Source organism: Pseudomonas sp. RP-B7 (genome assembly GCF_059803535.1).
Window position 1 is genome coordinate 1 of sequence record NZ_JAPFHC010000031.1, and the last position, 20,619, is coordinate 20,619.

A 20,619-nucleotide genomic window follows, 5' to 3' on the forward strand; every position below is an offset into this window, starting at 1 on the left:
CGAATGCGGTGGGTCAGTAACAGATGTATTGACTGACACACCGCATTCGCGAGCAAGCCCGCTCCCACATTTGGACCGGTTTTAACTTGAGAGACTTGATGACTTCACTCAGCCTCACCGACCTTACCTGGTCCCCCGCAGGCCACTGCCATCACCAGTTCCACCTGCGTGACGCCAGCCTGCAGGTCGGTGCGGGGGAGTTCGTCGGCCTGATCGGCCCCAACGGCAGCGGCAAGACCAGCCTGTTGCGCTGCGCCTATCGTTTCACCAGGCCCGCACGCGGCGACGTGCTGCTCGACCACCAGAACGTGTGGAAGCAAAGCGCCAAATGGTGCGCCCAGCGCATCGCCGTGGTGCTGCAGGAGTTCCCCGACGCCTTCGGCTTGCGCGTGGATGAAGTGGTCGCCATGGGCCGCACGCCCCACAAAGGCCTGTTCGATGGCGACACGTTGCACGACCGGCAACTTGTTCGCAGCGCGCTGGAGTCAGTGGGCATGCTCGGCTTCGAAGACCACGGGTTCGCCACCCTCTCCGGCGGCGAAAAACAACGTGTGATCCTGGCCCGCGCCCTGGCCCAGCAGCCGCAACTGCTGATCCTCGACGAGCCCACCAACCACCTCGACCCACGCTATCAGCTGGAGTTGCTGCGTCGGGTCAAGCGCTTGAACATCGGCACCCTGGCGAGCATCCACGACCTCAACCTGGCCGCCGCGTTCTGTGATCGCCTGTACGTGATCAACCACGGCCGCATCGTCGCCAGCGGCACGCCCCATGAAGTGCTGACCGCCGAACTGCTGCGCGAAGTGTTCGGCGTCGAAGCACTGATCGACACCCACCCCCTGTCCGGCTACCCCCGAATCACCTGGATAACCCAACCATGATCCTGCGCGCGCTCCTAGCCTTCGCCTTGTCTCTCGCGGCAGCCCCCGCGTTCGCCGACGCCACCCACTACCCGGTCACCGTGAAAAGCTGCAACCGCGACGTGACCTTCCAGCAAGCCCCCAAGCACGCCGTCAGCCATGACATCAACATGACCCAGATGATGCTCGCCCTCGGCCTCAAGCCGCGCATGGCCGGCTACAGCGGAGTGACCGGCTGGAAGTCGGTCACCCCCGAAATGGCCTCGCTCCTCGACGGCCTGCCAGAGCTGGCGAGCAAATACCCGTCGGTGGAAACCCTGCTCAACGCCAACGTGGACTTCTTCTTCGCCGGCTGGGACTACGGCATGCGCGTGGGCGGCGACCTCACGCCGAGCAGCCTGCAACCCCTGGGCATCAACGTGTACGAACTGACCGAATCCTGCGCCTTCGTGATGAAGCGCCCGGCCGCGACCCTCGACGACACCTATAACGACCTGCGCAACCTGGGCCGGATCTTCGACGTGCAGGACCGCGCCAACACCCTGATCGCGCAGATGCAGGCCCAGGTCGATGAGGTGCAACAAGACCTGCCCGAAGACAAGCCGCGGGTGTTCCTCTACGACAGCGGCGAAGACCGTGCCATGACCTCCGGGCGCCTGGGCATGCCCCAGGCGCTGATCGACGCGGCCGGCGGGCGCAACATCCTCGATGACGTCGACGCCAGCTGGACCCGCGTCAACTGGGAGACCGTGGTGGAACGCAACCCGCAGGTGATCGTGATCGTCGACTACAGCGAAACCACCGCCGCGCAGAAGCAGCAGTTCCTGCTGGACAACCCGGCGCTGCAAGCGGTGGATGCGATCAAGAACCAGCGCTTTATCGTGATCCCGTACGTGCAGGCCACGCCGGGTATCGACAACGTGCTGGCGGTGGAAACCCTGGCCAAGGGGTTCCACGGCGAATGACCTCCCGTCGCTACGCCTTGCTGCTGGTCGCCCTCGCGGCGCTGTTGCTGGTCTCGTGCGTGATCTCCCTGGGCTTTGGTCCGGCGCGGGTGCCGGTGGACGTGGTGTGGCGGATCATGCTGTACAAGGCTTTGGGCATCGGCGAGGTGAATTGGCCGGCGGGGCAGGAACATATCGTCTGGCTGATCCGCGTACCGCGCATGCTGCTGGGTGCGTTGGTCGGCGCCGGTCTGGCGTTGATCGGCGCGGTGTTGCAGGCGGTTACGCGCAACCCGCTGGCCGACCCACACCTGCTCGGTGTGACCTCCGGCGCGACGTTGGGCGCGGTGATCGTGGTACTGCATGTGGGCGAAATCATCGGCCTGCTGACCCTGCCCATCGCCGCGTTTATCGGCGCCATGCTGAGCATGCTGGTGGTGCTGGCGGTGGCCAGCCGCAATGGGCGGCTGGAGAGTGATCGCCTGCTGCTGTGCGGGGTGGCGGTGTCGTTCGTGATGATGGCGGCAGCCAACCTGTTGTTGTTCATGGGCGACCACCGCGCGGCCTCGGCGGTGATGTTCTGGATGCTCGGCGGCCTCGGCCTGGCGCGTTGGGAACTGCTGGCGATCCCGTGCGCCACGGTGCTGCTGGGCCTGCTGGTATTGCTGGGCATGGCCCGCCCGCTGAACGCATTGATGGCCGGCGAACAGACCGCCGTGACCCTGGGCCTGAACGCCCGCACGGTGCGCTTGAAGGTGTTCCTCGTAGCCTCGCTGATGACCGGCGTGCTGGTGTCCATCAGTGGCTCCATCGGCTTTGTCGGGCTGATGGTGCCGCATATCGCAAGGCGCCTGGTGGGTGCCGAGCATCGTCGCTTATTGCCAGCCTGCGCCCTGCTTGGCAGCCTGTTCCTGGTGTGGGTCGATGTGGCGGCACGCACCCTGATCGCCCCCGAAGACCTGCCCATCGGCGTAGCCACGGCGGCGATTGGCGGGGTGTTTTTTATTGGCTTGATGCGCAAACGCTGAACCCCGGGTGTTCAGAATTCGTCTTTTTCAGGGTGCGTCGGCTGCACCTGGATCGGTGGCGGCTGCTCGTCGACACTGAGCGTCCAGTTCACCTTCACCACACCTTTGCGTGTCCAGTAGTCATCTGTATCGAGTACATCGAGCACACCATCGGTCGCTAATCGAGCGACCCATGCCGTCGGCGCGTAATCGTCCGGGCCGAAGAACAACTGCCCGGTGAACAGGTCCTCCTCTTGCGGGTAGAACCCGGGCACATATTTGAGCAGTGCGCCTTGGCGTGTGGACAGATAACAAAAAGCACCTTTCACCCCGCCGACCTTCAACAGGTTTCGATAGAAGCCCAGCTCGTCCCGAGCAACAAAATGCTCGCCGAGCTGCTGGTCTGCGGGGGCCCAATCGCGACGTGCCCCCATCGTTTTGTAAAACACATGCGCCGCCAGCAACTGAAAACCTGCCGGATACGCCGGCTTCGGCGGCGAAGGCCCGAGCAGGGTGTCCGCATACAAAAACAGACGCTGCGGTACCGGCGACTCAATCCCCTCATCCTTGAGGGGCTCAGCGGCGACATACAGGGTTTGCCTTTCATCGACCAACACCAGGCCTACGAACGCATGACGCTCGAAACGACCGGCGCGATGACGGGCATGCCGTGCGGCATCGTCAGGATGGCAAAACAACGGACCGAATCTCAGCGCCGCAGCGCGGGACACAACCGGCGCAGGCGAATTCATTCGCCATTGCGGGCTGACGGCACCCGGCGTGTGCCAAAGGCCGCTGGTGACTAACACTGTCATTGGCCAGGCTGCCGCCACTTGTCGGACGTATGCCTGGGGCTTGAGTGTGCCGGCCTGCAAGCGCGACCACGCGGTAGCCACCTGCGGCACGAACGCTTGGGGGTCGCGCCGCTCGAACGTGAGCCAGGCACCATCGGTGCAGCCCAGGTAAATCGGCAAGTAGCCCTGGCCGTTCGGCCCCTTGAGATTCACCACGCGCGCCAGGTCCCGTGGGCTGACGAAATGGGGATAGATCGGATCGCTGGCGAGTATGTCAGGCTGCACAGGAGGGCAAAGGTAAAGGCCCTGTACGTCATACCCCTGGGGCGCCAACCCATCGACGAACACACGATCGAGCGTCAACGCCGCGTCGGCGGCCACCAGGGGAAAACTCCCCAGGTAATGCGCGGCCTTGCGCGCTTTCAAGATCAACCCGAAGACCAGGTGCCGGCGCTGGGCGGCCTGGCGATGCAGGTAATGCAACAAGTCCGGCAACTGCACAAACACTGCACTGGTGCCCGTGTCCATCATCACCGGTTCCAATAGGTCCTGCGCCGTACCGGGCTCCCACTGTCTGATCTGGCGGGGGCGTCCCCACACGGCGCTGCCTTGCACCACGCGAAGCATACCGGCACGCGCGACGCGGTTGACGTATTCCACCGGCGTCAGTTGGCAATCACGCAGGGCCTGTTCCAGTCGGTTGTCCTTGGGATGATTGCGTGAAGCACTGGCCACTTGGCTGGCCAGTGAATGCTCCAGCGCACCGCCCCTGACGGTGTAACAGAGAATGGCACCGTCGGTGCAGAACCGGTATTCGCAGCCAAGGGTGTGTTTGAGGGGGACAGTCGAAGGCCGCAGCACTGCGCCGAGAAAATCGCTGGCGAACATGTCCAGGTACACCGCGCGCTGCACGTCGGCAAGACCGAAGGGCGGCTCACACGCGACGGCCGAATGGTAGCGCGCCACGGCGGTACTGGCCGCCAGAAACCGGGCCTGGTTGACCAGCTCGTCCAGGCGAATCCAGCTCGGCGCAAAGTCTTCCACACCCACCGGCAGCGGCTCTGTGGCCGTGAACAAGCCATCGCTGCGGCGCAGGATCAACCCACCATAGACACGGTCACGTCGGCTGCCCAGCGTAAACAGCGCATGCCGCGCGGCGTCGTCCTGGGAAATAAACACTGGCCCCAACAGGCGCCGGGCCACCTGCGCAAACGGTGCCCAAAGAGCGCCGACCGGCCCTGACACATCCCAATAGTCACTGGTGACCAGCACCGACAACTGCCCACTCTGGGCGACCTGCTGCACCAGGCTATGGGGCGTCAGGGTCAAGGCGAGTTTTTTCGCCAGCACCTGTTCATCCACCTGGCCCGACTCATTCTTGAACAACGGATGCGGATCCTGCTGCGTGCGGTACTCCAGCAGCGCACCATCGAGTGTCGACAGGTACAACGGCAACGGTGCAAGCCCGACACCACGGCGAACACCTTGTTGGTCGTACAGCGCAGCATAAAAGTCCAGCGCACCGATAAAGTGTCGAGCCAGCCAGGCCTCTTGTCCCATCACCCCGTGGGGCAACCCACGTGCCGAGTAATACACGGCATGCACCTGGAACGTTGCGGTGAGTGCCGTCGCGCCAAAACGACTGGCGTGGTACAGCCTGTCCAGGCGTGGGCCACCAACCGTCTGCGTGGCCACGAACTCATCACGCGCCTGGTGTTTGAGTACCAGCCCCAGGCCACAATGGTCCAGGCCATAGCGGCTGCGCCAATGGGTGCAAGCGGCCTCCACGGCTGCGCGGGCCGAGGTGTGGACCGGGCCGAGCTGCGGCTGGCCGGGCACCTCGGCCAGGTCTGCGGCGCCGGCCGGGACCCAACGGCTGTCGAGCGGCCCGGGCGGGCCCCATATGCGATTGCCGACCACCACGCTCAGTAAGCCGGACAAGGTCATTTCGCTGACCACGTCGCTGGGCACCAGCGTGCCGTCGTTCAACGCCTGGAACAGGCGGCTGCCGCCCTCACCGGGTTGTGCACGCTCCAGCAAGCGATGCGTCATATCCGGCAGGTAGGGTCGATAAGCCAGCAGGCAGTCCGCCGAACCTGACAGGTAAGCCACCGGCAGGCCAGGCATTGCCAGGATGCGCTGGATGTCGGTGTCCATGAACATCTGCGCCCCCACCCGCGCCTCATCACCCTCCCAATGGCCGTGGTAATCATCCAGCCAACGCGAGCTGTACACCCCATGCAGCACCTGTCCCGACGTCAGGACAACCGGCAATCCCGACCGGTCGGTCGGGAAATACCGGTTGAAGTCAAAGCGTTCACCTTTGAATGCCATGGGTTCGGTAGCAACAAAGCGCTGGTCGTCACGCTTCAAAATCAAGCCGAGATAACCGCGCTCGCGACGGCTGCCAATCCGTTCGTGGGCATGCCGGGCTGCATCATCCGCCTGCACAAAAGCCGGGCTCAACACAGGCCGATGCAGACCCGCGTAAGGCTGCCAGTCACGCCCGACCCTGGCGGCGACGTCCCACAGGCTGCTGGTCTTGAGCACATGCAACTGGCCTGTGCTACGGAGCTGTCGCACAAAGTCGCTGGGGGTCAGCGCGCCTTTATCCAGGTCGGCTTGCAAGCCATTGTCAATCGGTTGGGTGGACGAATGGAGCGGGTTGAAAAATGGCATTGGGGCCTGAGGGTCCGCCACGGTGTAGCGCAACTGCGCACCGTCGAAGGTACTCAGGTAATACGTAAAACCCTTCTTTTTCAGGCCATGGGCCAACCACAGGGCTTCAGCCAGCATCCGTGGTGAAAAAAAGCGTTCGTACAGCCAGGGTTCCTTGGCCGTCTCAGGGGCAGGCCTGTCCGGGGCAAAGCTGTAGACGCCGACGATATCGCATTGGCACGAGTAGATAAGGCGACCATCAGGGGTTGTCGGAAATACCGCGGCCGGATCAAACGGGTTCGCGCTCACCGCAACGGGCTCGGTGACCATGTAGTTCTCAACGTGTTGGTGCTTTAGCAAAAAGCCAATCTGGAGCACTGTCGGATGGCGCATCATCAACGGGTGTGCAAAAGCCAGGGCCGACGCCGCATCCGGAAAGATCGGGCTCACCCACGGATCAGGGGTCGCAGGGACCGGGTCGGGCACATACGCTTTCCATTTCGGCGTCAATGTGCCGCGCCATCCCGCCCAAATGGCAGACGTCACGATGACCTTGAGCTGACCAAAGTCCCTCAGACGGCGCACATATTCCTCGGCCGATGCCTCCAGCACCGGTTCGGGTTCTGCGTGTATCCGCGCGTTCAGCCTGTGGAAGTAATCCGCCACACCGGGTCGGTCGATCAGCCCGAACCTCACAAGTGAGCCCTCAGGCCCAATCCGGTAGAACACCACGCCAAGCTGGATACACGACACTACCGCCTTGGCCGGCGCAACACTCTGCTGCAAAGCGATGCTGTCCGCTGACCACGCTGGGCGCAGCCTGGCGATTTGCGCGTGCCGATCAATGTCGAAAAAGTAATAGCCCACATACCGATACCCTGCGGGCAACCGACGGTCCCTGCTGCTCTCCATGCTGATCGCGTCTTCGAACAACAACTCATCGAGCGAACCACGAAGAGGTGCCGAGGCATAGCAACGGCCATCATCCGCATTGAGAATGTAGCCGCCCTGAGAATAGGCTGCCTGCCGATCGACCTGGGCGAGCGCATAACGCGCCGCGTCATCGCAAGCCGCAAAAGCCGGGCTTAATGTATGCAATAACCGCTGTGCGGTGATTGTCTTGAGGTTGTCCATTACCTTTTATCCTTGACGTTTTTTTGCGCGTGTTTGAGGTCCGTGTACACCCGGCAACTCAGTTCAAAGCTCATCTTTTTCGGGCGCACCCGGCGTCACGCCGTTTTGAGGCAGCCCCTCCTGCCCCAGTGCACCGCGTCTTGCCCAAAAGCTGCCTGCGTGCACAACCCGCAACTCGCCGATGCGTGCCAATTCAGCGATCACCCAGGAAGGTTCGGGCGCAAACTGTGTGTACCCATGCTCCTCGGACCACTTGCCGGTGGTGGCCAGCAGGTTGTATTCCGCGTCGCTGAAACGCGGGGTGTAGCGCAGCAGCGCACCGTCGCGGGAACTCAGGTAGAACGCGTTGATGGACAGGCCATCGCGGGTCAGTTGATGGATGTAGTACGCCAGTTCGCGCCATGCCACGAAGTACTCGCGGTACAGGTCCTCAGCCACGGCGGGTGGCTGGTCGAGGCCGGCATGAAACACCAGGTGCGCCGCACACAACCGATAGCCCTTGGGCCATTGCGCCCCGGTAAACACCCGTGGCGCCATCGTGGAAGGAAAGCCCGCATCCACCACCGGCATCACCGCAACCCAACTGCTCGCCGCAGGATTTTCCAGCAGCGCCCCCAGGTATTGCGTACCGCTGAAGCGTCCGATGCGCCCATGCACGTAGCCCACCGCGTCATCCGCATGCGCATGGATCGGCCCCAAGCCCCCTTGCGTCGCCCCACCCTGCGGCCAGTTCACGCTGGACACCAACACCGTCAACACGCCGGCCGCCCGCATGCGCTGGATAAAGTCGGACGGACGGAGTAACCGCAAACGCAGTTTCAACTCATCGCCGTAGCCGACAAACCGGGGGTCTCGCACCACAAACCGCAGCAGTGCGCCGTCTGCGCAGGACAGGTACAACGGCAGGCTCTGGCGCGTACTCGTGGCGTGTACTTGAAACATCGCCTCGATCAGGTCGGTGGGTGAAAACAACCCCTGATAAATCCCGTCGCTGCTTTGCTCACGGCCCTCGGGATAAAACCCCGCCGGCCGCGAAACGCACAGATACAGACCCGCCAACTGGTAGCCATAGGGATAACCAGCATCGCTGAATACACGGCGGCGCGCCAGCCTGGAACCCGCATCGCTGACCGGCAGGGTCGCAGTGTATTGGCCGTTGTGCCGAGCCTTGAGCACGTAGCCAAAGCGTAATTCGGTACGCTCCATCGGCAGGCCATGCACGTGCCGCGCAGCGTCGTCGGCCTGGCTGAACAGCGGGGTGCACGCCGGATCATGGCGCGCCATGGGGTAACCACGCGCCGTCGCCACCTCCGACACCAGCGGGTGCCACCCCGCCACCACGCCCTGCGGGCCCCATAACGGGCTGCCGATCACCACCTGTAAATCAAAGCTGTCGGCCACGCGGTTGACGTAATCAATCGGCATCAGTTCGGCGTTGCGCAGTTGGCGCTCCAGCGGGCTGTCCAGCCAGTCATGACGGTGGCGAGGCTTGAGCTTGAGCTGAGCCGCGCTGATCAGCGGGTTGTCCACCTGGGGCGCGCCGAGCAGGCGCAAGAGTGCACCGTCACTGGCCAGCAAATAGTGATACTGCCTGGCGGACGCGTCCTCTATCGCCTGGGCCAGTTGCCGAGTGGAAAACATCGTGCCGTACACCTTGGCCTGGACCGGCGACAGAAACAGCGGCACCACCCTTGCAGGCCGAGATACGTAGCGCGCCACCACCGAGGTGCGTACCGGGTACAGCCCGCGAGTCACCAGCTCATCCGGAAACACCCACGCGATGTCGAACACTTCATCCCGCACTTGCAGCGGTTCGGTGGCGACAAACCAGCCATCGTCGCGGCGCAGGATCACGCCACCGTAGTGCAGCGCCAAGTCGGTGGGCACCCGTTGCCGCACATACCGAGCCGCGTCGTCCATCGACACAAAGGCCGGGCTCAGGCGACGCCGCTCAAGAAACCGGTAGGGGCTCCATAACCCGGAGACCGGCCCCTCGCGATCCCAGCACGGGCTTGTGCGGATCACCCGTAACGCCCCGGACATCGCGAAACGCCGCACCACCTGCACCGGCAGCAAGGTCCCGGCATTCAGCTTGGCCTGCATCACCTCGGCCGAATCCCCCTCGCTTTGCGCCTCGAACAGGCCACGCGCAGACGGCGACTGGTAACGCAGCAAGGCGCCTTCCGGCGTGGCGATGTACACCAACGCGCCATGGGGCGGCAGCGGTGCATTGAGCCGGGCCTGGGCGATGGCCGTTTTCAAGTCTTGCAGGCCGATGAAAAAACGCTCCAGCCATGTTGTCGACGTACTGCTTGCCCACGGCTGGGTGTAGAACAGGCCATGACAGCTGAAACCCGCCGGCAAGGTGTCGCCGTACAGGCCCGACAGTGACAACAGCGGTGACTTGCGGGTAACGGGGATCGGCTCGCTGGCCAGGTACTCATCCTTGTGATCGGCCTTGAGAATGAAGGCGAAATAGCGGCTGACGTGCTGTTCACCAAAGCCCTGCACGTCGCGCTCTAGCAGGTCGAGGGCAGCGCCGTCGGCACTCGCGAACAGCGCGCCGTGGCTCACTGGCTGCGGTCGTTGATAGTCGAGCACCTGGGTGAATGGCGCCCAATCCGCGTCAAGCGTGCCAGCCGGCCCCCACAGCGCGTTGCCCTGCAGTACCCGCAGCGTGCCGCCTTCGGTCAGCTTGCGCACCACATCCACCGGTTTGAGCGAGCCGTGGGCAAGGTTGCGTGCGATCGGGCTGTCACCGGTCTTCGAGTCGGTTATCCATTGCGCCCGCCACTGTGCCGTGGACTCGCCCAATTGATAGGCCAGCAACCCCTCCTGGGCGCAAGAGAGATACGCCATGAGCCGATGGTGCAACAACGCTTCGATATCCTGGTCGTGGAACATCTGCGCATCCACCTGCGTATCCTCGCGCCGCCAGGCGGGTTGCGCCAAGGCGCTGGGCTCAAACACCGAAATCGCCGGGCGCGAGCCATACACGGCATGCCGCTGGTGACCGGCGTGCAACACGATCGGTTGGCCCTGGCGGTCCTTGGGATAGGGCCCGCCCTCGGTAAACGGGTGGGTACCGACGGACACTGGCGCGGTGATCACGAAACGGCCGTCCTGCCGCTTGAGCACCAAGCCGCCATACGCGCGCCCACGCAGTGCATCGATGCGTTCGTGGGCATGGCGTGCGGCATCGTCGGCCGTCAGGAACGCACCACTGAGGGCCGGCAACGAAAAATCCGCATAGGGTTGCCACTGCGGGTCGACCACTCCGGGGCGGTCCCACAGGGCACTGGTTTTTTCCACGCTCAGCTCACCCGCTGCAGCGACTTGCCGCACATAGTCACGGGTCAGCCGTTGCCCACTCGACAAGGCCGCCTGGATGCCGTGGTCGATGACCTCACCGTGCTCATCCCTGGTGAATAACTCGGATTCGGCCGCCGAGCCTGAAAAACGGTAGCGCAATACGGCCTCATCGCGCATGCGCAGGTACAGCGAGGCGCCCAACGTGGGCTGCCCGCCCTGACTGTACTGACGAAATCGTGCGATGTGGCCGGCCAACTCGGGCGGGCTGACAAAGTTCTTGTAGAGCCAGCCCTCCAGCGCCGGGTAGTGCCCAGGCAAAGGCCGGGAATGGACGTAGATGCCGTGCAGGTGCCAGCCCGCCGGCAGCAATGGCAGTGCATCGGGCGTCTGCGGCTCGCTGGCCACGTAACCTTCGCCCGCCGTCTGTTGCAGGATAAACACCTGTTGTCGCGCCGCAGGTGTGCGCTGGATCAGCGACCAGGCATAGGAGAACACCTCAAGCTTGTCGTTGAACACCGGGCCGCAGGCGACTGGCAGCGCGGCCGCACTGAACGCCCGGTAAGGCTGCCAGTCGGCCGGCACCGCACCGATCGAACCACCCCAGGCAGCGCTGGAGAGCACAAAGGTCAGTTGCCCCACCGACGCGAGCTTTTTGTAGACCCCCTCCAATGTTCCATCGTGAGCGTGCACCGACTCCCACGGGCCATTGGTGTCGAGCCAATGCACAAACCCGGCCTCGGCCGCCGAGCCGCTGGGCTGGTACTTGAGCAACGCGCCATCCGGCCCGGACAGGTACGCCGCGGCAAAGCGTGCACGGTCCTGATAGTTGAAGCTGATGTCCGGGACCGAATAGAAGCTCATGAACGCCCTGGCCTGTTGCTGCGTCCAACGCGGGTTCTGGTGCTGGGTCGTCGCCAACGTATCGGGATGGGAGTGCAGGCTGGCGACAATGCGATAGCCGACCGGGTGGATAAACTCCCCGGACGCACGGTCGCGGTCCAGCAGCCGGTTCCAGTCGAAAGACGTCGCCTTGCCCATCGCCGGCTCGCTGGCGACAAACCATCGATCCGACAGGCGCTGCAGGATGACGCTTGCGTATTCAACGCTACGCCGCGCACCAATGCGCTGGTGGGCCCAGCGCGCAGCATCATCGCTGCTGAGAAACGCGGGGCTCAGTCGGCCCGGCTTGGGGAGGAGTTTTTCGTCCATGAATGCACCTGAAACCTGAAAATGAAAGGTGCCCACCATCCTGATCCCGTGTCTGCGACGCTGGCGCTACATAGTTAAATCGTGCACGCACCATGACGGTGCCCATCGCGCACCAACGCCGCCGTCCGGCGCCTATTCAGTGCGCGAGCCGCGTACCGCCATCTGCCCGCAGGCCCCAGCCACGCCCTTTTCGAAAGCAGGCACAGCCTTTGCAATCGCCCCTGTATCTGTCCAACAACAACACTTGGGTTCTCGGAGATCGCACCATGAAGCGTCGCAGCTTGATCAAGGCTTTCACTCTTTCGGCATCCATCGCCGCCATGGGCATGACCTGGACCCTCCAGGCCGCCGAGACCATCAAGGTCGGCATCCTGCACTCGTTGTCCGGCACCATGGCCATCTCCGAAACGTCGCTTAAAGACATGGCGCTGATGACGATCGACGAGATCAACGCCAAGGGCGGCGTGAACGGCAAGATGCTCGAACCCGTCGTCGTGGACCCCGCCTCCAACTGGCCGCTGTTCGCTGAAAAAGGCCGGCAGTTGCTGACCCAGGACAAGGTCGCCGTGGTGTTCGGCTGCTGGACCTCGGTGTCGCGCAAATCCGTATTGCCGGTGTTTGAAGAACTCAACGGCCTGCTGTTCTACCCGGTGCAATACGAAGGCGAAGAGATGTCGCCGAACGTGTTCTACACCGGCGCAGCGCCGAACCAGCAGGCGATCCCGGCGGTGGAATACCTGATGAGCGAAGAAGGCGGCAGCGCCAAGCGCTTCTTCCTGCTGGGCACCGACTACGTGTACCCGCGCACTACCAACAAGATCCTGCGTTCGTTCCTGCATTCCAAAGGCGTGGCAGACAAAGACATCGAAGAGGTCTACACCCCGTTCGGCCACGCCGACTACCAGACCATCGTCGCCAACATCAAGAAGTTCTCCGCCGGCGGCAAGACTGCGGTGATCTCCACCGTGAACGGCGACTCCAACGTGCCGTTCTACAAAGAGCTGGCCAACCAGGGCCTGAAGGCCACCGACGTACCCGTGGTGGCGTTCTCGGTGGGCGAAGAAGAACTGCGCGGCATCGACACCAAGCCGCTGGTGGGTAACCTCGCGGCGTGGAACTACTTCCAGTCGGTGGAAAACCCGGTAAACAAAAAGTTCGTCGCCGACTGGAAAGCCTACGCGAAGAAACACAACCTGCCGGGCGCCGACAAAGCCGTGACCAACGACCCGATGGAAGCCACCTACGTGGGCATTCACATGTGGGCGCAGGCGGCGGAGAAAGCCAAGTCCACCGACGTCGACAAAGTGCGTGAAGCCCTCGGCGGGCAGACGTTTGCCGCACCGTCGGGCTTCACCCTGACCATGGACAAGACCAACCACCACCTGCACAAGCCAGTGATGATCGGCGAGATCCAGGCCGACGGGCAGTTCTCGGTGGTGTGGCAGACCCAGGAACCGATTCGTGCCCAGCCGTGGAGCCCGTACATCCCGGGCAACGACAAAAAGCCGGACTATGCGGTGAAAAGCAACTAAGCCCTACCTCGGTTCAACTGTGGGAAGGAGCTTGTGTGGGAGCGGGCTTGCTCGCGAAGAGGGAGTGTCATCCAGTACACCTGATACTGATACACCGCATTCGCGAGCAAGCCCGCTCCCACATAAAGCCAGTCCGCGCATGATCAGGACACTTTGTTATGCCTACTGCCCTGTACCGTTTCATTATCACGGCGCTGCTGTTGCTGCCTCTGGCCGCACACGCCAGCGACGCCGAAGATTTCATCAACGCCAACCCGGCCCAGCAAGCCAAGCTCCTCCAGGACTGGGCCGCCCAGCCCGACCCGGCGCGCATCGAATTGGTCGACGCCCTTGAACAAGGCCAACTCAACCTCAACGGCGAAACCAAAACCGTACGCCTGAACAACCGCCTGCGCGGCTTGATCGACAACGTGCAAGCCAGCCAGCAACTGCTCGCCGCCGACCCCAAGGTGCGCCTGGCCGCGGCCCAGACCCTGCAAAAAAGCGCGCAACCTGCGCAGCTCAAATTCCTCGACCAGCGGGTCGCCGCCGAAACCGACGAAGACGTGCACACCGCGCTGAGCCTCGCGTTGGCCAACCTGCAACTGGTCGACACCGACCCGGTGGTGCGCCTCGCCGCCGTGCGCCTGCTGGGCAGCACCGGCGATCCGCTGGCGCGCACGCGCCTTGAAGCGCTGCTCGCCCCCGGCGTGGAAACCGATGCCGCCGTGCACACCGCCGCCGAGACCAGCCTGGCCCAGGTCAAACGCAAGCTGATGTTTGGCGAGATCCTCGGCCAGGCCTTCAGCGGCATGTCCCTCGGTTCGATCCTGCTGCTCGCCGCCCTCGGCCTGGCGATCACCTTCGGCCTGCTCGGCGTGATCAACATGGCCCACGGCGAGATGCTGATGCTCGGCGCCTACTCGACCTACGTGGTGCAAATGCTGATGCAGCGCTACCTGCCGCAGGCCATCGAGTTCTACCCGCTGATCGCGCTGCCCGTGGCATTTTTCGTCACCGCCGCCATCGGCATGGCGCTGGAGCGCACGGTGATTCGTCACCTGTACGGCCGCCCCCTGGAAACCCTGCTCGCCACCTGGGGCATCAGCCTGATGCTGATCCAGTTGGTGCGCCTGGTGTTCGGTGCGCAGAACGTCGAAGTGTCCAACCCCGTGTGGTTGTCCGGTGGCATCCAGGTGCTGCCCAACCTGGTGCTGCCATACAACCGCATCGTGATCATTGCCTTCGCCCTGTGTGTGGTGGTGCTGACCTGGCTGCTGCTGAACAAGACGCGCCTGGGCCTCAACGTGCGCGCCGTCACCCAGAACCGCAACATGGCGGCGTGCTGCGGCGTGCCCACCGGGCGTGTGGACATGCTCGCGTTCGGCCTCGGTTCCGGCATTGCCGGCCTGGGCGGCGTGGCGCTGAGCCAGATCGGCAACGTCGGCCCGGACCTGGGCCAGAGCTACATCATCGATTCGTTCCTGGTGGTGGTATTGGGCGGCGTCGGCCAGTTGGCCGGTAGCGTGATGGCCGCGTTTGGCCTGGGGATCGCCAACAAGATTCTCGAACCGCAGATCGGTGCCGTGCTCGGCAAGATCCTGATCCTCGCGCTGATCATTCTGTTTATCCAGAAACGCCCGCAGGGACTCTTCGCACTGAAAGGACGGGTGATCGACTGATGAACCAACCATTGATGCTCACGGCCACGCAAAAGGCCGGCCCCAAGGTGACGATTGCCGTCGGCGCCGTGATCCTCGCGCTGCTGCTGGCGCTGCCGTTGCTCTCACTGCTGCCAGCCGACAGTGCCTTTCATGTGTCGGCCTACACCCTGACGCTGGTGGGCAAGATCCTCTGCTACGCCATCGTCGCCCTCGCCCTGGACCTGGTGTGGGGTTACGCCGGCATGCTGTCCCTCGGCCACGGTTTGTTCTTTGCCCTGGGCGGCTACGCAATGGGCATGTACCTGATGCGCCAGGCGTCCGGCGATGAATTGCCGGCGTTCATGACGTTTTTGTCGTGGACTGAATTGCCGTGGTACTGGGCTGGCACCGACCACTTCCTCTGGGCCCTGTGCCTGGTGGTGCTGGCCCCCGGTTTACTGGCGCTGGTGTTCGGTTTCTTCGCCTTCCGCTCACGGATCAAGGGCGTGTATTTCTCGATCATGACCCAGGCGCTGACCTTCGCCGGGATGCTGCTGTTCTTTCGCAACGAGACCGGGTTTGGCGGCAACAACGGCTTCACCAATTTCCGCAGCATCCTCGGTTTCGGCATTACCGAACCGGGCACGCGGGCGGTGTTGTTCGTGGCCACGGTGCTGCTGCTCGTGACAAGCCTGTACATCGGCTGGCGCCTGGCGCAGAGCAAGTTCGGCCGGGTGCTGACCGCGCTGCGTGACGCCGAGAACCGCCTGATGTTCTGCGGCTACGACCCGCGGGGGTTCAAATTGTTCGTGTGGGTGTTGAGCGCGGTGTTGTGTGGGCTGGCCGGGGCGCTGTATGTGCCGCAGGTGGGCATCATCAACCCCAGCGAAATGTCACCGACCAACTCCATCGAAGCCGCCGTGTGGGTCGCCCTCGGTGGGCGCGGCACGCTGATCGGCCCGCTGCTCGGCGCCGGTGTGGTGAACGGCATGAAGAGCTGGTTCACCGTGGCGTTCCCGGAATATTGGCTGTTCTTCCTCGGGGCGCTGTTCATCATCGTCACCCTGTACCTGCCCAAGGGCGTTATCGGCCTGCTGAAGAAATGAGGAACGTCATGCTGGAACCTATTTTCGACGCAGGCAGCGGCCGTGAGGCCATCGGCCTTGGCCAGGTCGCGGGCAAGGGCCTTAACACCCGCCACGGCACCATCCTGACCCTGGAAGACATCAGCGTCAGCTTTGATGGTTTCAAGGCGCTCAACAACCTGAACCTGTACATCGGCGTCGGCGAATTGCGCTGCATCATCGGCCCCAACGGCGCGGGCAAGACCACGCTGATGGACGTGATCACCGGCAAGACCCGGCCCAGCCACGGCACCGCCTGGTTCGGCGAAAACCTCGACCTCACCGGCATGAGCGAAGTGCAGATCGCCCAGGCCGGTATCGGCCGTAAGTTCCAGAAACCCACGGTGTTCGAAGCCTTGAGCGTGTTCGAAAACCTGGAGCTGGCGCAGAAGACCGACAAATCCGTATGGGCCAGCCTGCGTGCACGCCTGAGCGGCGAGCAGAAAGAGCGCATCGATGAGGTGCTCGACACCATCCGCCTGACCGCCTCGGCACAGCGCCCGGCGGGGCTGTTGTCCCACGGGCAAAAGCAGTTCCTGGAAATCGGCATGCTGCTGATGCAGGACCCGCAACTGTTGCTGCTCGACGAACCTGTGGCGGGCATGACCGACGCCGAAACCGAGTTCACCGCCGAACTGTTCAAGCGCCTGGCGGGCAAGCATTCGCTGATGGTGGTGGAACACGACATGGGGTTTGTCGGCTCGATTGCCGACCACGTCACCGTGTTGCACCAGGGCAGTGTGCTGGCTGAGGGGTCGTTGGAGCAGGTGCAGGAAAACGAGCGCGTCATTGAGGTGTACCTCGGTCGCTAACCCAGACAAGCACTTGCTTTATGTGGGAGCGGGCTTGCTCGCGAATGCGGTGTATCAGTCACTACACCTTTCACTGACCCACCGCATTCGCGGGCAAGCCCGCTCCCACAAGGGATTTGAGGAGAATTGGAAGATGTTGCAAGTCGAAAAATTGCACCAGTACTACGGCGGTAGCCACATCCTGCGCGGGCTTTCATTTGATGTGAAAGTCGGTGAAGTCACCTGCCTGCTCGGCCGTAACGGCGTGGGCAAGACCACCTTGCTCAAATGCCTGATGGGCCTGCTGCCTTCCAAGGAAGGCGTGGTGAACTGGGAAGGCAAGGCCATCACCACGTTCAAGCCGCACCAGCGCGTGTATGCCGGGATCGCCTACGTGCCCCAGGGCCGCGAGATTTTCGGGCGGCTGACGGTGGAAGAAAACCTGCTGATGGGCCTGGCGCGCTTCCCCGGTGCCGAAGCCAAGGAAGTCCCGGCCTTCATCTACGAGCTGTTCCCGGTGCTGCTGCAAATGAAACACCGGCGTGGCGGCGACCTGTCCGGCGGCCAGCAGCAACAGTTGGCCATCGGCCGCGCGCTGGCCAGCCGTCCACGCCTGCTGATCCTCGATGAACCCACCGAAGGCATCCAGCCCTCGGTGATCAAGGAGATCGGCGCGGTGATCAAGAAACTCGCCGAGCGTGGCGACATGGCGATCCTGCTGGTGGAGCAGTTCTACGACTTTGCCGCCGAACTGGCCGACCAGTACCTGGTGATGTCCCGTGGCGAAATCGTGCAGCAGGGCCGTGGCGAAAATATGGAAAGCGAAGGTGTACGCGGCCTGGTTACGATCTAATCTGTAGCGTCCTAACGATAAGCACAACGACATGAACCTGCCCTCTGCCCTGTTCACCCCCAGCTGGCACGCCGAGCTGAACCTCGGCTACGCCCGCTTCGGCGACACCACGCGCCCGGTGATGCGCCGCCACCTCGGCCCGCTGCGCGTGCAAAAACACCTGTACGCCGAAGGCCCCGAGGTGTGCCAGCACATCATCGTGCACCCGCCCGGCGGGATTGCCGGCGGTGACCGCCTGGACATCAGCGCCCACGTCGGCAGCGGCGCCTGGGCGCAATTGACCAGCCCCGGCGCGGCCAAGTGGTATCGCGCCAGCGGCCCGGCGTTTCAACAACTCGAGCTCACGGTTGAAGCCGGCGCGACCCTGGAATGGTTGCCCCAGGAAACCATCGTATTCAGCGCGGCCCAGGCCGAACTCACCACGCGCATCGCGCTGCAGGGCGATGCACGCCTGTTTTACTGGGACGTGATCGCCCTCGGCCGCCCGGCCAGCGGCGAGCGTTTTGACCTTGGTCACTTTCAATCGCACCTGGACATCCGCCGCGACGGCCAGTTGCTTTGGCATGAGCGCCAGCGCATTGTCGGCGCCGACGCTTTGCTCGACTCGCCGATCGGGCTGGACGGGCAACCGGTGTTTGCCACGTTGCTGCTCACGGGTGACATCGACCCCGACCTGCTGGAAACCTGCCGCACCCTGCCCCATGCGGTACGCGGCGACCTGACGCAATTGCCCGGCTTGCTGGTGGCCCGCTGCCTGGCCGCTGAGGCGCTGTTGGCAAGGGCATGGTTGATTGACTTATGGAAACTGTTACGCCCAGCCGTACTGGGCCGAGAAGCAGTTGCACCGAGAATCTGGAGCACATGACGATCCAAATGTGGGAATCGGTTTGCGTGGGAGCGGGCTTGCTCGCGAATGCAGTGTGTCAGTCAATGCATCTGTTGCTGATCCACCGCATTCGCGAGCAAGCCCGCTCCCACACAAGCTCACTCAACATTTGATCTCGGGTGTATTTGAGAATGTATTGATGAAGGATCTTGAACCATGGACCTGACCCCACGGGAAAAAGACAAATTGCTGATCTTCACCGCCGGCCTGGTCGCCGAGCGTCGCCTCGCACGTGGCGTGAAGCTCAACTACCCGGAGACCATCGCCTACATCTCCGCCGCGCTGATGGAAGGCGCCCGCGATGGCCGCACGGTGGCCGACCTGATGCACTTCGGCACCACCCTGCTCAGCCGCGAACAAGTGATGGAAGGCATCCCGGAAATGATCCCGGACATCCAGGTGGAAGCCACCTTTCCCGACGGCACCAAGCTCGTCACCGTCCACCAGCCCATCGCGTGAGGCACGGCCATGATTCGTGATGCACTTGAAAGCGACCTGCCGGCGATCCGCGACATCTACAACGATGCGGTGCTGAATACGACGGCGATCTGGAACGAGCACCCCGTGGACCTGGCTAACCGCCAAGCCTGGTTCAACGCACGCCAGGCGCAGCGCTATCCGATCCTGGTGTCGGTGGAAAACGGTGAAGTCACCGGCTACGCCTCGTTCGGTGACTGGCGGCCCTTCGAAGGCTTCCGCTACAGCGTCGAGCACTCGGTGTACGTGCGCAACGACCAGCGCGGCAAGGGCCTTGGCCCGCTGCTGATGCAAGCGCTGATCGCGCGCGCGCGCAGCGCTGGCAAACACGTGATGGTCGCCGCCATCGAAAGCGGCAACCAGGCCTCGATCCGCCTGCACGAGCGCCTGAGCTTCGTCACCACCGGGCAGATGCCGCAAGTGGGCATCAAGTTCGGCCGCTGGCTGGACCTGACCTTCATGCAACTGGCGTTGAACCCGGGTGCCGAGCCGCCCAAGGAGTGAGATCGATGAGCGCTACACAACTGCGTCGAGTCAATGCTGAAAGTTTTGCCCACTACCGCCTGGGCTTGATCGAGCTGTTGCTGGACGCGGTCAGGCACGGCGCGTCGGTCGGGTTCATGGCCGACTTCGACGAGGCTCAGGCCCGCAGCTATTTGAGCGGCGTGCAGGCGAGCATCGAAGACGCCAGCCTGTTGCTGTGGGTGGTGGTACGCGATGAACACGTGATCGCCAGCGTGCAATTGGCGCTGTGCCAGAAGGCCAACGGGTTGAACCGCGCCGAGGTGCAAAAACTGCTGGTGCACAGCAGCGCACGGCGCCACGGCCTCGGCCAACAGTTGATGAACACCCTGGAACTCGCCGCACGCCAGTACAAGCGCGGCCTGCTGTACCTGGACACCGAGGCCGGCTCACCGGCCGAAGCGTTCTACCAGTCGTTGCGCTACACCAAGATCGGTGAGTTGCCCGACTACTGCCAAAGCCCGGACGGGCGCTACAGCCCGACCGCCATCTACTTCAAGACCCTGGGGCAACCCTCATGATTCCTGGTGAATATCAGATCCAGCCTGGCGACATCGAACTCAACGTCGGCCGCCGTACGATCAGCCTGAGCGTGGCCAACAGTGGCGACCGGCCGATCCAGGTGGGTTCGCATTACCATTTTTTCGAGACCAATGACGCGCTGACGTTTGACCGCGCGGCGAGCCGTGGCATGCGCTTGAACATTCCGGCGGGGACGGCGGTGCGGTTTGAGCCGGGGCAGAGTCGCGAGGTGGAGTTGGTGGATTTGAGTGGGGGCCGGCGGGTGTTTGGGTTTGCCGGGCGGGTCATGGGTGATCTTTAGGGCCTCTTCGCGAGCAAGCCCGCTCCCACATTTTGACCGCGTTCGCTTGAACAACACCGACCCCATGTGGG

Annotated in this window: 15 protein-coding genes; 13 read left to right on the forward strand and 2 right to left on the reverse strand. The window is 63.3% G+C overall.

The genetic code is table 11. The features are described 5' to 3' along the window. The first annotated feature begins 98 nt into the window (after positions 1 to 98). The 3 genes from OPU96_RS23055 to OPU96_RS23065 are packed head-to-tail and all read left to right on the forward strand — an operon-like array spanning position 99 to position 2,832. Positions 99 to 881, forward strand: coding sequence for an ABC transporter ATP-binding protein (locus OPU96_RS23055; protein ID WP_305391985.1), 783 nt, complete (start codon positions 99 to 101; stop codon positions 879 to 881). Next, positions 878 to 1,825 carry an ABC transporter substrate-binding protein gene (locus OPU96_RS23060; RefSeq protein ID WP_498559753.1) on the forward strand — a complete coding sequence of 316 codons (948 nt, stop codon included), beginning with the start codon at positions 878 to 880 and terminating at the stop codon, positions 1,823 to 1,825. Before OPU96_RS23055 ends, OPU96_RS23060 begins: the two co-directional genes overlap by 4 nt. Then, on the forward strand, positions 1,822 to 2,832 hold the full coding sequence (locus tag OPU96_RS23065) for a FecCD family ABC transporter permease (protein ID WP_498559754.1): 1,011 nt from the start codon (positions 1,822 to 1,824) through the stop codon (positions 2,830 to 2,832). Before OPU96_RS23060 ends, OPU96_RS23065 begins: the two co-directional genes overlap by 4 nt. An 11-nt stretch (positions 2,833 to 2,843) precedes the next feature. Here the strand turns inward: OPU96_RS23065 and OPU96_RS23070 are convergent, their stop codons facing one another. Both OPU96_RS23070 and OPU96_RS23075 read right to left on the reverse strand, forming a co-directional pair. Continuing rightward, on the reverse strand, positions 2,844 to 7,397 hold the full coding sequence (locus OPU96_RS23070) for a hypothetical protein (protein ID WP_498559755.1): 4,554 nt from the start codon (positions 7,395 to 7,397) through the stop codon (positions 2,844 to 2,846). Between the two features lie 63 nt (positions 7,398 to 7,460). Then, positions 7,461 to 11,918 (reverse strand): DUF4329 domain-containing protein, encoded by a 4,458-nt coding sequence (locus tag OPU96_RS23075; RefSeq protein ID WP_498559756.1) that lies wholly within the window; start codon positions 11,916 to 11,918, stop codon positions 7,461 to 7,463. 266 nt (positions 11,919 to 12,184) lie between these two features. Here OPU96_RS23075 and urtA point away from each other — a divergent pair, with 266 nt between their 5' ends. The 10 genes from urtA (at position 12,185) to OPU96_RS23125 (ending at position 20,548) form a co-directional block, all read left to right on the forward strand. Then, a complete protein-coding gene (urtA, locus tag OPU96_RS23080) occupies positions 12,185 to 13,450 on the forward strand; it encodes an urea ABC transporter substrate-binding protein (RefSeq protein ID WP_305391980.1) in 1,266 nt (421 codons plus the stop codon). 158 nt (positions 13,451 to 13,608) lie between these two features. Next, positions 13,609 to 15,111: an urea ABC transporter permease subunit UrtB gene (gene urtB / locus OPU96_RS23085; protein ID WP_498559757.1), complete on the forward strand. Its 1,503-nt coding sequence runs from the start codon at positions 13,609 to 13,611 to the stop codon at positions 15,109 to 15,111. After that, positions 15,111 to 16,178 carry an urea ABC transporter permease subunit UrtC gene (gene urtC, locus OPU96_RS23090; protein ID WP_226455645.1) on the forward strand — a complete coding sequence of 356 codons (1,068 nt, stop codon included), beginning with the start codon at positions 15,111 to 15,113 and terminating at the stop codon, positions 16,176 to 16,178. The genes urtB and urtC overlap by 1 nt, the downstream gene beginning before the upstream one ends. Continuing rightward, positions 16,175 to 17,008 carry an urea ABC transporter ATP-binding protein UrtD gene (gene urtD, locus OPU96_RS23095; RefSeq protein WP_226455644.1) on the forward strand — a complete coding sequence of 278 codons (834 nt, stop codon included), beginning with the start codon at positions 16,175 to 16,177 and terminating at the stop codon, positions 17,006 to 17,008. Before urtC ends, urtD begins: the two co-directional genes overlap by 4 nt. Positions 17,009 to 17,141: 133 nt before the next feature. Continuing rightward, entirely contained in the window at positions 17,142 to 17,840 is a 699-nt protein-coding gene (urtE, locus tag OPU96_RS23100; RefSeq protein WP_226455643.1) for an urea ABC transporter ATP-binding subunit UrtE, read from the forward strand. Positions 17,841 to 17,871: 31 nt separating this feature from the next. Further along, complete coding sequence (locus OPU96_RS23105; RefSeq protein WP_305391978.1) at positions 17,872 to 18,705, forward strand: urease accessory protein UreD; 834 nt, start codon at positions 17,872 to 17,874, stop codon at positions 18,703 to 18,705. A gap of 177 nt (positions 18,706 to 18,882) precedes the next feature. Further along, the gene (locus OPU96_RS23110) at positions 18,883 to 19,185 is read left to right on the forward strand and encodes an urease subunit gamma (protein ID WP_010213535.1); all 303 of its coding nucleotides are present in this window, start codon (positions 18,883 to 18,885) and stop codon (positions 19,183 to 19,185) included. A 9-nt stretch (positions 19,186 to 19,194) separates the two neighbouring features. Continuing rightward, a complete protein-coding gene (locus OPU96_RS23115; protein WP_498559758.1) occupies positions 19,195 to 19,707 on the forward strand; it encodes a GNAT family N-acetyltransferase in 513 nt (170 codons plus the stop codon). Positions 19,708 to 19,712: 5 nt separating this feature from the next. After that, the gene (locus OPU96_RS23120; RefSeq protein ID WP_305391976.1) at positions 19,713 to 20,246 is read left to right on the forward strand and encodes a GNAT family N-acetyltransferase; all 534 of its coding nucleotides are present in this window, start codon (positions 19,713 to 19,715) and stop codon (positions 20,244 to 20,246) included. Continuing rightward, complete coding sequence (locus OPU96_RS23125) at positions 20,243 to 20,548, forward strand: urease subunit beta (protein ID WP_017737512.1); 306 nt, start codon at positions 20,243 to 20,245, stop codon at positions 20,546 to 20,548. Before OPU96_RS23120 ends, OPU96_RS23125 begins: the two co-directional genes overlap by 4 nt. Positions 20,549 to 20,619: the final 71 nt, after the last annotated feature.